12 protein-coding genes and 2 pseudogenes are annotated in these 13,279 nt (G+C 59.4%); 3 read left to right on the forward strand and 11 right to left on the reverse strand.

Annotated elements, in window-relative coordinates:
• Positions 1-28: 28 nt before the first annotated feature.
• From ACIQU2_RS26020 to ACIQU2_RS26030, 3 genes are all read right to left on the reverse strand, one after another.
• Entirely contained in the window at positions 29-1,207 is a 1,179-nt protein-coding gene (locus tag ACIQU2_RS26020; protein WP_403145009.1) for a trans-sulfuration enzyme family protein, read from the reverse strand.
• The gene (locus ACIQU2_RS26025; protein WP_403145011.1) at positions 1,204-2,580 is read right to left on the reverse strand and encodes a pyridoxal-phosphate dependent enzyme; all 1,377 of its coding nucleotides are present in this window, start codon (positions 2,578-2,580) and stop codon (positions 1,204-1,206) included. Before ACIQU2_RS26025 ends, ACIQU2_RS26020 begins: the two co-directional genes overlap by 4 nt.
• A gap of 168 nt (positions 2,581-2,748) precedes the next feature.
• The gene (locus ACIQU2_RS26030; protein WP_347802792.1) at positions 2,749-4,374 is read right to left on the reverse strand and encodes a methyl-accepting chemotaxis protein; all 1,626 of its coding nucleotides are present in this window, start codon (positions 4,372-4,374) and stop codon (positions 2,749-2,751) included.
• A 253-nt stretch (positions 4,375-4,627) separates the two neighbouring features.
• On the opposite strand from ACIQU2_RS26030, the gene ACIQU2_RS26035 reads away from it, so the two are divergent.
• Both ACIQU2_RS26035 and ACIQU2_RS26040 read left to right on the forward strand, forming a co-directional pair.
• Positions 4,628-5,044: an OsmC family protein gene (locus ACIQU2_RS26035; protein WP_129442309.1), complete on the forward strand. Its 417-nt coding sequence runs from the start codon at positions 4,628-4,630 to the stop codon at positions 5,042-5,044.
• A 61-nt stretch (positions 5,045-5,105) separates the two neighbouring features.
• Entirely contained in the window at positions 5,106-5,966 is an 861-nt protein-coding gene (locus ACIQU2_RS26040; RefSeq protein WP_347802794.1) for a pirin family protein, read from the forward strand.
• A gap of 99 nt (positions 5,967-6,065) precedes the next feature.
• Here ACIQU2_RS26040 and ACIQU2_RS26045 read toward each other — a convergent pair.
• The 4 genes and pseudogenes from ACIQU2_RS26045 to ACIQU2_RS26060 all read right to left on the reverse strand — a co-directional run.
• Positions 6,066-6,617, reverse strand: a pseudogene (locus ACIQU2_RS26045) (dienelactone hydrolase family protein); the annotation flags it as partial.
• Positions 6,618-6,668: 51 nt separating this feature from the next.
• The gene (gene htpG, locus ACIQU2_RS26050; RefSeq protein ID WP_347802795.1) at positions 6,669-8,573 is read right to left on the reverse strand and encodes a molecular chaperone HtpG; all 1,905 of its coding nucleotides are present in this window, start codon (positions 8,571-8,573) and stop codon (positions 6,669-6,671) included.
• Between the two features lie 81 nt (positions 8,574-8,654).
• Complete coding sequence (locus ACIQU2_RS26055; RefSeq protein ID WP_033055881.1) at positions 8,655-9,107, reverse strand: PaaI family thioesterase; 453 nt, start codon at positions 9,105-9,107, stop codon at positions 8,655-8,657.
• Positions 9,104-9,580, reverse strand: a complete 477-nt coding sequence (locus ACIQU2_RS26060) for a PaaI family thioesterase (protein ID WP_347802796.1) — start codon at positions 9,578-9,580, stop codon at positions 9,104-9,106. Before ACIQU2_RS26060 ends, ACIQU2_RS26055 begins: the two co-directional genes overlap by 4 nt.
• A gap of 157 nt (positions 9,581-9,737) precedes the next feature.
• Here ACIQU2_RS26060 and ACIQU2_RS26065 point away from each other — a divergent pair, with 157 nt between their 5' ends.
• Positions 9,738-9,971, forward strand: coding sequence for a hypothetical protein (locus tag ACIQU2_RS26065; RefSeq protein WP_283183615.1), 234 nt, complete (start codon positions 9,738-9,740; stop codon positions 9,969-9,971).
• 79 nt (positions 9,972-10,050) lie between these two features.
• Here the strand turns inward: ACIQU2_RS26065 and ACIQU2_RS26070 are convergent, their stop codons facing one another.
• The 4 genes and pseudogenes from ACIQU2_RS26070 to ACIQU2_RS26085 all read right to left on the reverse strand — a co-directional run.
• The gene (locus ACIQU2_RS26070; protein ID WP_403145018.1) at positions 10,051-10,452 is read right to left on the reverse strand and encodes an MAPEG family protein; all 402 of its coding nucleotides are present in this window, start codon (positions 10,450-10,452) and stop codon (positions 10,051-10,053) included.
• Positions 10,452-11,189 carry a DUF599 domain-containing protein gene (locus tag ACIQU2_RS26075; RefSeq protein ID WP_008148609.1) on the reverse strand — a complete coding sequence of 246 codons (738 nt, stop codon included), beginning with the start codon at positions 11,187-11,189 and terminating at the stop codon, positions 10,452-10,454. The genes ACIQU2_RS26070 and ACIQU2_RS26075 overlap by 1 nt, the downstream gene beginning before the upstream one ends.
• 159 nt (positions 11,190-11,348) lie before the next feature.
• Positions 11,349-12,662: a branched-chain amino acid transport system II carrier protein gene (gene brnQ, locus ACIQU2_RS26080; protein ID WP_347802797.1), complete on the reverse strand. Its 1,314-nt coding sequence runs from the start codon at positions 12,660-12,662 to the stop codon at positions 11,349-11,351.
• A 390-nt stretch (positions 12,663-13,052) separates the two neighbouring features.
• Positions 13,053-13,279: pseudogene (locus ACIQU2_RS26085) on the reverse strand (hypothetical protein); the annotation flags it as partial.

Consider the following 13,279-nt stretch of genomic DNA (forward strand, 5'->3'; position numbering starts at 1 on the left):
GTTCCGGATTTTTTTTGCCTGCTGAAATTCAGATCCGCGCCAGCGCCTGTGCCAGGTCAGCGCGCAGGTCTTCGACATCCTCGACCCCCACGGACAACCGCACCAACGCATCGCCGATGCCGAGTTGCGCACGAGTATCCGCGGGGATGCTGGCGTGGGTCATGATCGCCGGGTGCTCGATCAGGCTTTCCACCCCGCCCAGGCTCTCGGCCAAGGCAAAGATCCGCACACTCTCGAGGAAGCGCGTGGCACCGGCCAGGTCGCTGTTCAAGTCGAGGGATATCATCCCGCCGAAACCGCGCATCTGCCGCTGCGCCAGTTCGTGCTGCGGGTGCGACGGCAGGCCCGGATAATAGACACGCGCCACCTGCGGTTGACGCTCCAGCCATTGCGCCAGGTCCAGCGCGTTGTTGCAGTGGCGTTCCATGCGCAGCGCCAGGGTCTTCACGCCACGCAGGGTGAGGAAAGCGTCGAACGGCCCGGCGATCGCGCCCACCGCGTTCTGCAGAAAACCCAGACGCTCCGCCAGGTCTGCGTTTTGTCCGACCACCGCGATGCCGCCGATCACGTCGGAGTGGCCGTTCAGGTACTTGGTAGTCGAGTGCAGCACGATGTCGAAGCCCAGCTCCAGCGGGCGCTGTATCCAGGGGCTGGCAAAGGTGTTGTCGGCGACACAGATGATGCCTCGCTGGCGACAGATGCGCGCGATGGCAACGAGGTCGGTAAGGCGCAGCAAAGGATTGCTCGGCGTCTCGACCATGACCATCCGCGTGTCGTCCTGCAGCGCTGCTTCGAATGCCGACACATCAGTCAGGTCGACGAAGCTGAAGCGATGCCCGGCGCTGCGTCGGCGCACCTTGTCGAACAGGCGGAAAGTACCGCCGTACAGGTCGTTGCCGGAGACGATGTGCGAATCAGCATCGAGCAATTCGAGCACGGTGGAAATCGTCGCCAGCCCGGACGCGAACGCGAAGGCCTGGGTGCCGCCTTCGAGGTCTGCAACGCAACGCTCCAGCGCAAAGCGCGTCGGGTTGTGCGAGCGCCCGTAGTCGAAGCCCTTGTGCACACCGGGGCTCTGCTGCAAATAGGTGGAGTTGGCGTAAATCGGCGGCATCAGCGCCCCGGTGGAAGGGTCGGGCGTTTGCCCGGCATGGATCACACGGGTGGCGAAGGCACGTGGCACAGCGTTTTCATCGTGTTGACTCATGTAAGGGATCTCCGTAGGTGAATGAGCATGTCGACTCGAGTAATCAAGCCGTAGAAGCCCGAAGCGTCGGCGATGATCGCCACCAGCCCACGGTCGAGCTCCGCGCGTAGTTCAGCCAGACTGGCGCTTGGAGGCAGGGTTTGCAGCTTATCGGTCATCGCGCTGGCCACGCTCGCGCGAAAGTGCGAAGCATCTTCTTGCATGCCAAGCAGAATGTCGGACTCGTCGATCACGCCGACCAGCCGCTGCCCGCCCTCCAGCACCGGCAGTTGCGACACATCAGCCAGGCGCATGCGCTGGAACGCGGTGAGCAGCGTATCGTCCGGGCCCACGCTGATCACCCGGCCATCCTCGAAGCGCCGTGAGATCAGGTCGCGCAGATCGCCGTAATGTTTGTACTGCAGCAGGCCCTGATCGTTCATCCACTGGTCGTTGTAGACCTTTGACAGATAGCGCGTGCCGGTGTCGCAGACGAAGCTGACGACCCGCTTCGGCTCGGTCTGCTCGCGGCAGTAGCGCAATGCTGCCGCAAACAAAGTGCCGGTCGAAGAGCCGCCGAGTATGCCTTCGGCGCGCAGCAGTTGGCGGGCATGATCGAAGCTTTCCTCGTCGCTGATCGAGTAGGCGTGGCGCACGCTGGACAGGTCGGCAATCGACGGAATGAAGTCCTCGCCGATGCCCTCCACCGCCCAGGAGCCGGGCGTGCTCATGGTGCCGCTGCGGCTGTATTCGGCCATCACCGAGCCTACCGGATCGGCCAGCACCATGACCAGGTCCGGTTGCACGCGGCGAAAGAAGCGGGTAAGCCCTGTCAGCGTGCCGGCCGAGCCGACGCCGACGACGATCGCGTCCAGATCATGCTGAGTCTGCGCCCAGATCTCCGGCGCGGTGCTGCATTCGTGGGCCAGCGGGTTGGCCGGGTTGTTGAATTGATCGGCGAAGAAGGCGTCGGGAATTTCCTGCGCCAGCCGCGCCGCAACGTCCTGGTAGTAATCGGGGTGGCCCTTGCCGACGTCGGAGCGGGTGATGTGCACCTCGGCCCCCATCGCCTTGAGGTGCAAAACCTTCTCGGTGGACATCTTGTCCGGTACCACCAACACCACTCGGTAGCCCTTGGCACGGCCGACCAGGGCCAGACCAAGACCGGTGTTGCCGGCGGTGGCCTCGACGATGGTGCCGCCGGGTCGCAGGCTGCCATCGCGCTCGGCGGCGTCGATCATCGCCAGGCCGATGCGATCCTTGATCGAACCGCCGGGGTTCTGCGACTCGAGCTTGAGGAACAGCGTGCACGGGCCGGTATCGAAACGGCTGACGCGCACCAGCGGCGTATTGCCGATCAGTTCGAGCACGGCGGGTCGGGAGTCGGTGGGCATGTCGTCACCTCGCTACGCAAATCAGCACTGGATGGACAGCAACCGACGGCGAGTCATCGCGCGCCAGTCACGGCAAAGTATCGCTTGGACCATAGGCCGGGATGGCGCCACCCGCAACCTTGCACAGCCAGCCGGTAGTGTCACGGGGGCGACAAATCCGCTCGGCGTTCAGACCGAAAACCGCGCCACCATCGTATTCAGATCGACCGCCAACCGAGACAGCTCCTGACTCGCCGCACTGGTTTGATTCGCCCCGGCCGACGTCTGCAACGCAAGATCGCGAATATTCATCAGGTTGCGATCCACCTCGCGCGCGACAGCCGCTTGTTCCTCTGAGGCGCTGGCGATCACCAGGTTGCGCTCATTGATCAGGGTAAACGCCGTGGCGATTTCTTCCAGCGCCGTGCCCGCCGCTTTCGCCACTTCCAGGGTCGAACGCGCCCGCGTGTTGCTCTGCTGCATCGAACTGACCGCAGCATCGGTGCCTTGCTGGATGCCAGTAATCATCTGCTCGATTTCCTGGGTCGATTGCTGAGTCCGGTGCGCCAGCGCCCGCACTTCATCGGCCACCACCGCAAAGCCGCGCCCGGCACTCCCGGCCCGCGCCGCTTCGATGGCCGCGTTCAGGGCCAGCAAGTTCGTCTGCTCGGCAATCGAGCGAATCACATCCAGGACTTTGCTGATGCCATAAACCTTCTGCGCCAGGTCCTCGACCTGGGTCGCATTGGCCGTGACATCGTCGGCCAGGGATTCGATGGACAACACGGTCTGATGCACCTGCTCGCGACCGTGCTGGGCTATCCGGTCGGACTCCCGAGACGCTTCGGACGTGGCCACCGCATTGCTCGCAACCTCCTCGACCGCCGCGGTCATCTGATTCACCGCCGTGGCGGCCTGGTCGATTTCCAGGCTCTGCTGATGCAGGCCCCGGGTGGCCTCTTCGGTCACACAACTGAGCTCTTCCGAGGCCGAGGCCAATTGGCTGGACGAGTCGGAAATACGCCGCAGGGTTTCGCGCAAACTCCCCTGCATGCTCTTGAGTGCGTGCAACAGCCGCGCCGGCTCGTCCTTGCCGCTGATGCTGATATCACCGGTGAGATCGCCGCCAGCCACCCCTTCAGCCACCTTCAACGATTGGGAAAGCGGCACGACGATGCTGCGGGTCAGCAGCAGCGCCAGGCCGATGGTCATCAGCGCCGTCAGGCCGATCATCACCCCGACCCCGACCCGCGAATGGTTGAACACTTGGCGCCCCGCCTCCGTCGCCAGGTTAACGTTGTGCTTGTTCAGTTCGAGCAATGACTTGAGGGTGACGGCGATTTCATCGGCCAACGGACTCATCTCGCCATTGAGGATGGCGGACGCCTCTTCCACCCGTCCCTGAGCAGACAGCGTCATCACCTGAGTCTGGAACTGCAGGTAGTGTTGCTCCGAGGCTTTGAAGCGGTCGAACAGCACACGCTCTTCGGGCAACACGATCAGCGCGTCATAACGCTGCTGAGGCTCACCCAGGATGCCTTTGAGCTCGTTGAGTTTGCTGACGTTTTGCGCCAGCGCCTGCGGGTCCCGATTGATCAGCAGGCGCATGGTCAATGCCCGCAGCCGCAGCATGTCCTGATTCATCTCCCCGACCGCCATCACGCTGGGCAACCAGTTGTCATCGACCTGATCGGACTGCGCGCGCATGTTCGACATTTGCAGCAGGGCGAACGCCCCCAATCCAAACACCATCAACGCCAGCAGGCCAAAACCCAGGCCCGCGCGCGGCGCAATATTGAGACTTCTGATACTCATTAATCTGGTTCCTTCCAAAAGTGCCGCCTCAATCCTGCAGCGGGTTGCCTTAGAAGGTATCGGCCCTGAGAGATTTTGCGTAAGACGAAAAAGTGATATCAAAACGCCTTGCTACTTCGATCGTCGGGCGGTAACGATTCAGCGCACGGCAATGGGCGAGTGAGAAAGTGGAACGCGTCATGGGAGGAATGCTCTATACCTTCAAGGTCTTTTTTGACCGAATGACTTTTTCCTGTTGCCTGCGAGGTTTCCCATGACTGTCACCGTCAATACCGTTTCCGCCGAAGGTTTTCGTCACAGCGTACAGATCGATGATCACGAACTCTTTGCCGACGTACCGACACTCGCCGGCGGCGAAGGCTCGGCGCCCGAGCCGCACGATTACTTCGACGCGGCCCTGGGTGCCTGCAAGGCCCTGACCCTGAAGATGTACGCGAAGAAGAAAGACATCCCGCTGACCGGTGTCACTGTCGAAGTCAAACGTGACAACAGCGAAGAGCAGAAAGGTAAATATGCCCTGCACGTCAAATTGACCCTCAAGGGTGTGCTCACCGACGCTCAGCGCGATGAGCTGCACCGCGTGGCCGACCGTTGCCCGGTCCACAAGTTGATGACCACCACCGACGTCAGCATCGAAACACACCTGTCTGAAGGTGCCTTCAGCCAATAGCGGCAAGGGCTGCGCAAGCGGGTTATGCTCCACGCATTACCCGCTCAGCCTGGAATGCAGCATGAACACTCCGCTCGTGATTCGTCCCCGCGCCGAAGATGTCGAAGGCCAGCCAATTCTTCGCCCGCTGCCGTCAGCCAAATGCCGCAGCGTCGGGCCTTTCGTGTTTTTCGACCACATGCTCGAAACCCGTTATGAGGCGGGAAAAGGCATGAACATCCGTCAGCATCCGCACATTGGTCTGTCGACTCTCACGTACTTGTTCGAAGGAAAAATCCAGCACAAGGACAGCCTCGGCTCCGATCAGGTGGTGGAGGCCGGTGATGTCAGCTGGATGACGGCGGGCAGCGCGATTGCCCACGTCGAACGCACGCCTGACGCCTTGAAGGACAGCGGTTTCACCCTGCACGGTTTGCAGATTTGGCTGGCCTCACCGAAAGAGCAAGAGCACGGTCCCGGACACTACAGTCACCATCCGGCGGCCACGCTGCCGGTCAGCGATAACCTGGGGGTGAAGATCCGGATGATTGCCGGGTCAGGCTTTTGCCTGGAGTCACCGGTCCCGGTGCTTTCTCCTACCTTGTATGCCGAATTGAACCTGCAAACGGCGACCACATTGCTGATTCCAACCGAGCATGAAGAGCGGGCGTTGTATGTGCTGGACGGCGAGGTGCAACTGGATGGCGAGCTGATAGATCCGCATTCGCTGGTGGTGTTGCCGGCCGGGGAAGAGATGACGCTGTTCGCTGAGAGCGATTGTCATGCCGTGCTGTTTGGCGGAGCGCCGCTGGATGGGCCGCGGCGGATCAACTGGAACTTCGTGGCGAGCGATCCGGCGTTGATCGATGAGGCGCGGCGACGCTGGGCGGCCGGGGATTGGCCGACGGTGCCAGGGGAAAGAGAGCGGATCGAATTGCCTTAGGGCAAAAATCAAAAGATCGCAGCCTTCGGCAGCTCCTACATGTAAATGCATTCCCCTGTAGGAGCTGGCGCAGCCTGCGATCTTTTGATCTTGAGGCAATCAGCCTTTAAACACTTCATCCAGCAAGTTGTGCATCGACGTAAACGCACGACTTGCCGTCTTCGCGTCATACATCATCATGCCCGGCACTTTGGCGTGCGGATCGGTGAAGGAATGCACCGCGCCGCCGTAGCTCAGCCGTTGCCAATCCACGCCTGCCGCGTTCATCTCATCTTCAAACGCCGGCAGTTGCTCTTTCGGCACCAATGGGTCGGATGCACCGTGCAGCACCAACACCGAACCCTTGATATTCCTGGCATCAGCCGGATTCGGCGAATCCAGCGTTCCGTGGAACGACACCGCCGCTTTCACCGGCGCTCCGGTGCGCGCCAGATCCAGCGCGCAGCAACCACCGAAGCAGAAACCAAAGGTCGCCAGTTTCGAGCTATCGACCGCCGCTTCGTTCTGGATTTGCAGCTGATCGAACGCTGCTTGCATGCGTTTGCGCAACAACGGCCGGTCATGCTTGAGCGGCGTCATGGCTGCACCCGCCTCGTCGCCGTTCTGCGGACGGACCGACTGACCGTAGAGGTCCGCGATCAGCACCAAATAAAAGACGTCAGAATAAAAAAACCCGCCGAAGCGGGTTTTTGTACAACGCAGTTAAACCGACAGTTCAACCAGCAGCTTGTTGAGACGGCGCACGTAGGCGGCCGGGTCTTTCAAGCTGTCGCCGGCGGCCAGGGCCGCCTGATCGAAGAGAATGTGCGACAGGTCGCCGAAGCGTTCGTCGCTCTGCTCGTTGTCGAGCTTCTCGATCAGCGGGTGAGCCGGGTTGAATTCGAAGATCGGCTTCGATTCAGGAACCTTCTGACCGCTGGCTTCCAGGATCTGACGCATCTGCATGCCCAGGTCCTGCTCGCCGATGGCCAGAATCGCCGGGGAATCGGTCAGACGATGGGAAACCCGCACTTCAGCAACGGAGTCGCCCAGTGCAGTTTTCAGTCGCTCAACCAGACCTTCTTTGGACTTGGCGACTTCTTCCGCAGCTTTCTTGTCTTCTTCCGAATCCAGGTTGCCCAGGTCCAGGTCACCCCGCGCCACGTCGACAAAGCTCTTGCCGTCGAAGTCGCTGAGGTAGCTCATCAGCCACTCGTCGATGCGGTCGGTCAACAGCAGCACTTCGATGCCTTTCTTGCGGAAGACTTCCAGGTGCGGGCTGTTCTTGACTTGCGCGTAGGTTTCGCCGGTCAGGTAGTAGATCTTGTCCTGACCTTCCTTGGCGCGAGCCAGGTATTCGGCCAGACCCACCACTTGCTCGCCTTCATCACCGCTGGTTGATGCGAAACGCAGCAGGCCAGCGATTTTCTCTTTGTTGGCGAAGTCTTCTGCCGGGCCTTCTTTCATGACCTGGCCAAAGTTTTTCCAGAAGCTCTTGTATTGCTCAGGCTCGTTCTTCGCCAGCTTTTCCAGCATGTCGAGAACGCGCTTGGTCAGCGCCGACTTCATGGAATCGATGATCGGATCTTTCTGCAGGATTTCCCGCGACACGTTCAGCGACAAGTCGTTGGAATCGACCACGCCTTTGATGAAGCGCAGGTACAGCGGCAGGAACGACTCTGCCTGATCCATCACGAACACGCGCTGCACGTACAGCTTCAGGCCTTTTGGCGCTTCACGCTGGTACAGATCGAATGGAGCACGGGCCGGCACGTAGAGCAGCGAGCTGTATTCGAGCTTGCCTTCGACCTTGTTGTGGCTCCAGCTCAGCGGGTTTTCGAAGTCATGAGCGACGTGTTTGTAGAACTCCTGGTATTCCTCGTCCTTGATCTCGGTACGCGGACGGGTCCACAGGGCGCTGGCGCGGTTGACGGTTTCCCATTCAACGGCCGGTTGCTCTTCGCCTTCAACGGCTGCCACTTCTTTCGGCAACTCGATCGGCAGAGCGATGTGGTCGGAGTACTTCTTGATGACGTTGCGCAGACGCCAGCCATCGGCGAATTCGTCTTCACCGGATTTCAGGTGCAGGACGATACGGGTGCCGCGCTCGGCTTTATCAACGGTGGCAACTTCAAAATCGCCTTCACCCTTGGACGACCAGTGCACGCCTTCGCTGGCAGCAGCACCGGCACGACGGCTAAACACGTCGACTTTATCGGCGACGATGAATGCAGAGTAGAAACCCACACCGAATTGACCGATCAGGTGCGAGTCTTTTTTCTGATCGCCAGACAGGTGTTTCATGAAATCGGCAGTGCCGGATTTGGCGATGGTACCCAGGTGGGTGATCGCATCTTCACGGCTCATGCCGATGCCGTTGTCTTCGAGGGTGACGGTTTTAGCGTCCTTGTCGAAGCTCACACGGATTTTCAGTTCGGCGCCACCTTCCAGCAACTCAGGCTTGGACAGGGCTTCGAAACGTAATTTGTCGACAGCGTCAGAGGCGTTCGAGATCAATTCGCGAAGGAAAATTTCCTTGTTGGAATACAGCGAATGGATCATGAGGTGCAGCAGCTGCTTCACCTCGGTCTGGAAGCCCAGGGTTTCCTTTTGAGTTTCCACACTCATGGTCATCAAACTCCAATCAGATGGCAGTGGCCGCGACCTGAAGGGTCGGCGGCGGGTTGTCATCAAAGTTGGGGGCTGAGTTCAGGATTTCAAGGGCTCTTCAATTTTGAAATGGGCGCGGGCTGTGGCAATCGGTTCGGCTTCAGTGCTTTGCCAGGCCGTAATCGCGACGTTGGCGACCCGGCGACCCTGCCGGCAAACCTGGCATCTGGCCCAGGTGTCGCGAAACTGCCCGGCGCGCAGATAGTCGAGGGAGAAATCGATGATCTTCGGCACACCAGGCGAACCGGTGAAAATCAGCAGGTGCAGCGCTGCGGACAACTCCATGAACCCGGCGATCACGCCACCATGAATCGCCGGCAATAAAGGGTTACCAATGTTGTCCTTGTTGGCCGGCAATCGAAACAGCAGATCATCCCCCACCCGCGAACATTCGATGCCGATCAATTTGGCGTAGGGAATCAGGTGCAGCAGCGAAGCGTAGTCGCCCTGCTCATGTGCCTGCTGAAGTTGTTCCTTGAAGGAATCGGTCATTTCGCACCTCCTGCGATGACGCCGCCAAAGCCTTTGGTGCCTTTGATCGCTTTGCCCATACGCATGAAGGTGCCCACTACATGGGCGATGGGCTGCTCAGGATCGTCCTGATAGGCGAAACCGCGAGCAAAGATCACATCCGTGGTCACCCGGTAGCACTGGGCAAAACCGTAGACATCTTTATGCGGCTCGGCGGCGTGCATGTAGTCGATGCGCAGGTCGAGGGTCGGACAAACCTCGAACTCGGGCAGCACGCAGAGGGTGGACATGCCGCACGCAGTGTCCATCAGCGAGGTCAGCGCCCCGCCATGAATCACGCCGGTTTGCGGGTTGCCAACAATTTTAGGACTGTACGGCAAGATGACCGTCAGGCCTTCGCTACTGGCGCTGTGAACCCGCAGCCCAAGTACCTGACAATGTCGCAGCGCCGATAGAAATCGTGTAGCGCGCTCAAAAACGGGGTTTTCGGCCATTTTGATAAAACTCTTCTTAGTGTTCAGGTAACGCACTAGGCGTTTCAGTAAAAGTTCCCGTCGGAATAAACTTATATATCTGTATGATTTGAGGAACTTAACGCTATGGGCTGTGCTCTTAAGGTCAGTAGATATTTTCCATAAGGAGAAACACCCCATGCGTAAGACTTTAGCTGTTGCCTTGATGTTGACCGCTTCCCTCGGTCTCGCAGCCTGCGATAAAAAATCCGAGGACAAAGCTCAAGATGCTGCCAAACATGCTGAGCAAGCTCAGCAAGACATGAGCAAAGCTCAGGATAAAGTGAACGACGCTGCGAAAGAAAACGCCGAAGCCGCCAAAGCTCAGGCTGAATCGGATGCAGCGGCAGCAAAAGAAGCACCTAAAAACTAAAACGGTTTTTAGCGTGATAAAGAAAACCCGCCAAGTGCGGGTTTTCTTTTGCCTGATTTTTTTGTTTGCAAAGCAGGCGTTACAGCAAAATAGTTTTAAAAGTCGGACTAATCATCAGCAGCAACGAACACACTAGTCCGACGAACCATACCAGGCTCCGCTGCCACGCCAGATCAACCCAATAGCACAGCAAATAAATGACTCGCGTAATCACGAAGATGATTGCCAGCAAGTCGATCAGCCACCCCGCTGTCTGCGTGGTGTGAGCCATCAACACCCCCACCGCGAACAGAATGAACGCCTCAAAACAGTTTTGATGAGCCGCCAACGCACGAGCACCAAAGCCTGTCAGTTGCGCCTGTTGCTGACGTGGCAAGTGGTTGTCGTAACCACCCTGGTCATTCATCGCCTTGGCCACGGGAATTTTTGCCACAAAAATCAGCAAGGCACTGATAAACACACACCAGAACGGAATACTCATCAAACAGCCTCTTTAATCGCCTCGGGCAATGGCGCCTCTGTAGGTGTATAGACCATCACGTCGAGAACGTCGGAATGAAACTCCCGGCGGTACAACACCAGCACCACGCCGGCACTCATCAACATGAACAACCACGGGCTGACGAACCAGGCCAGCATGGTCATGCCGAAGTAGTAAGAGCGCAGTCCGAAGTTGAACTGGTTGGCGGCCATGGAAATGACGCGGGCCGCCCGGGCAGCAAAGGCTTTGCGCTCTTGTTCGGAAACGTGACGCTCACCGACCATAGGCGCCGAGCCCACCAGAATGGCCGCAAAGTTGTACTGGCGCATGCACCAGCTGAACGTAAAGAACGCATAGACAAACACCAGCGCCAGGCACAGCAACTTGATCTCCGACATTCCCTGGGACGCCTGTTGCACCATCGGGATATCCGCCAACAACGACACTGCCCGTTCGGAGGCTCCGAGCACCGTGAGAATGCCGGCCAGGATAATCAGTGTGCTGGAGGCGAAGAACGAGGCGTTGCGCTCCAGGTTACCGATCACGCTGGCGTCAGCGATGCGGTTGTCGCGCAACAGCATGCGACGCATCCAGTCTTCGCGATAAAGGTGCAGCACGCTGGCCAGGCACGCGGTGTCGCGGCCTTTCCACGTCGCATAACGGGTGTAGCCGCCCCAGCAGATGGCGAACCAGAGCGCTGCGAGGATGTGGATCATGTTGGCGTGGATGAACGACATGCAGGTCCTTGTGATGTGTTTGGTAAAAGCAAGTAGTGCTTCGACGTTAGCTCAAGGAAAAAGACACTGCACCACCTCCAAAAAAAATGCCCCGTATCGATTGATACGGGGCATTTCCATGTGTGCTCGATGCCCGCTTGTGGCGGGCCATGAAGCGGCTTAAGCCAGTGCTTCTTCGCGCTTGCCCAGCATACGATCGCAAACCACCGCGACAACCAGGGTCATGACCGACGGCACCAGCCAGGCCAGGCCTTGCTCGCTCAGCGGCAGGTGGGACAACTGAGTCGGCATCCAGTCCGCCAGACCCGCGCCCTTGAGGGCGTCGATCAAACCGAAGATGAACGACACCAGCATCACCGGACCGACGATGCGGCCCTGCTCATGCCAGAAGTCCTTGCAGAAGCTCAGGGCGACCAGGGCAATGCACGGCGGGTAGATCGCGGTCAGCACCGGGATCGAGAACGCAATCAGCTTGGTGAGGCCCAGGTTGGACACCAGCAGGGAGAACGCGGCCAGGATGATGACCAATGTCTTGTAGGACAGCGGCAGCACACGGCTGAAGTATTCGGCGCAGGCACATGTCAGACCCACCGCCGTCACCAGGCAGGCAAGGGAGATCAGCACCGCCAGAAAACCGCTGCCCAGAGAGCCGAAGGTGTGTTGCACGTAAGCGTGCAACACCGCCGCGCCGTTGGTGGCACCCGCGGCCACTTCATGGCTGCCCGAACCGAGACGGAACAGGCTGACGTAAACCAGCGCCAGACCCACGCCGGCAATCAGCCCGGCGATGATCGCGTAACGGGTAATCAACACTGGCGACTCGACGCCACGGGAGCGGATTGCGTTGACGATGACAATACCGAACACCAGCGCGCCCAAAGTATCCATGGTCAGGTAACCATTGATGAAGCCTTGGGAGAACGGTGCCGCCACGTATTCCGGGGTGGCCACGCCGACATCACCGGCCGGCAATGCAAACGCGGCGATGCCGAGCGCGGCCAGCGCGATGATCTTCAGCGGCGCGAGGAAACGTCCTACGGTATCCAGCAGCCGACCCGGATAGAGCGAGATGAAGAACACCAGCAGGAAGTACACCGAGCTGTAGAGGAACAGCGCCAGCGGGCTCTCGCCGGTCAGCGGCGCCAAGCCGACTTCGAATGACACGCTGGCAGTGCGCGGTGTCGCGAACAGCGGGCCGACAGCGAGGTAGCACGCAGCAGCCAGCAGGCCACCGGCGACTTTCCCTATCGGGCTGCTCAAGGCATCCATGGCGCCACCGACCTTGGCCAAGGCGACGACGGTGATCACCGGCAGACCGACCGCAGTGATCAGAAAACCCAGCGCCGCCATCCAGACATTTGGACCGGACTGCAAACCGACGATAGGCGGGAAGATGATGTTGCCAGCCCCGACAAACAGGGCAAACGTCATAAAACCAAGTGCCAGGATGTCCTGGCCTTTCAACACTTTCATTAAGGAAATACCACACTACTGAATCGGAATTTAGAGAGGGATTTCCCTGAGGGGTGAGGGAAATGCTGTCGGTCCGTATAGGACTGACCCGTTTAGCGCGTAGCAACCTTGTGGGTCGCGGACGCAAAAATGGCTGCTAGCCTAACGAATTTGCCCGACAAACGCACTGTTAGGGTGCGAAGTATCCGATACACGACATTACCGTGTCGCGTTTACATATATAAAGGTCAAAAGATCGCAGCCTCGTTGCACTCGACAGCTCCTACAGGGGATACGAAACCTTGTAGGAGCTGTCGAGTGCAACGAGGCTGCGATCTTTTGATCTTCGCAAATGACAAAGGCCACCCGAAGGTGGCCTTTGTCTGGTGAAGCGTCAGATAAGCGCGAGGCTTACTTGATCGCCCAACCGGTCAGCTCGGACAAAGCCTTGCCGATGTCTGCCAGCGAACGCACGGTTTTAACGCCTGCGTCTTCCAGGGCAGCAAACTTCTCGTCTGCAGTGCCTTTGCCGCCAGAGATGATTGCGCCAGCATGGCCCATGCGCTTGCCCGCGGGGGGCGTCCCCCCGGCGGGGGGGGGCCGCGGCGGGGGGGGCGCGGGGGGGGGGCGGTTTTGTG

Origin of the sequence: Pseudomonas sp. NPDC098740 (assembly GCF_044760065.1) — a bacterium.
Taxonomy (GTDB): domain Bacteria; phylum Pseudomonadota; class Gammaproteobacteria; order Pseudomonadales; family Pseudomonadaceae; genus Aquipseudomonas; species Aquipseudomonas rossensis.

What these genes read in the sequence shown, in the direction of transcription:
- ACIQU2_RS26020 (WP_403145009.1), bottom strand. Translation starts at nt 1,207, where the DNA reads ATGAGTCAACACGATGAAAACGCTGTGCCACGTGCCTTCGCCACCCGT.
- ACIQU2_RS26025 (WP_403145011.1), bottom strand. Translation starts at nt 2,580, where the DNA reads ATGCCCACCGACTCCCGACCCGCCGTGCTCGAACTGATCGGCAATACG.
- ACIQU2_RS26030 (WP_347802792.1), bottom strand. Translation starts at nt 4,374, where the DNA reads ATGAGTATCAGAAGTCTCAATATTGCGCCGCGCGCGGGCCTGGGTTTT.
- ACIQU2_RS26035 (WP_129442309.1), top strand. Translation starts at nt 4,628, where the DNA reads ATGACTGTCACCGTCAATACCGTTTCCGCCGAAGGTTTTCGTCACAGC.
- ACIQU2_RS26040 (WP_347802794.1), top strand. Translation starts at nt 5,106, where the DNA reads ATGAACACTCCGCTCGTGATTCGTCCCCGCGCCGAAGATGTCGAAGGC.
- htpG (WP_347802795.1), bottom strand. Translation starts at nt 8,573, where the DNA reads ATGAGTGTGGAAACTCAAAAGGAAACCCTGGGCTTCCAGACCGAGGTG.
- ACIQU2_RS26055 (WP_033055881.1), bottom strand. Translation starts at nt 9,107, where the DNA reads ATGACCGATTCCTTCAAGGAACAACTTCAGCAGGCACATGAGCAGGGC.
- ACIQU2_RS26060 (WP_347802796.1), bottom strand. Translation starts at nt 9,580, where the DNA reads ATGGCCGAAAACCCCGTTTTTGAGCGCGCTACACGATTTCTATCGGCG.
- ACIQU2_RS26065 (WP_283183615.1), top strand. Translation starts at nt 9,738, where the DNA reads ATGCGTAAGACTTTAGCTGTTGCCTTGATGTTGACCGCTTCCCTCGGT.
- ACIQU2_RS26070 (WP_403145018.1), bottom strand. Translation starts at nt 10,452, where the DNA reads ATGAGTATTCCGTTCTGGTGTGTGTTTATCAGTGCCTTGCTGATTTTT.
- ACIQU2_RS26075 (WP_008148609.1), bottom strand. Translation starts at nt 11,189, where the DNA reads ATGTCGTTCATCCACGCCAACATGATCCACATCCTCGCAGCGCTCTGG.
- brnQ (WP_347802797.1), bottom strand. Translation starts at nt 12,662, where the DNA reads ATGAAAGTGTTGAAAGGCCAGGACATCCTGGCACTTGGTTTTATGACG.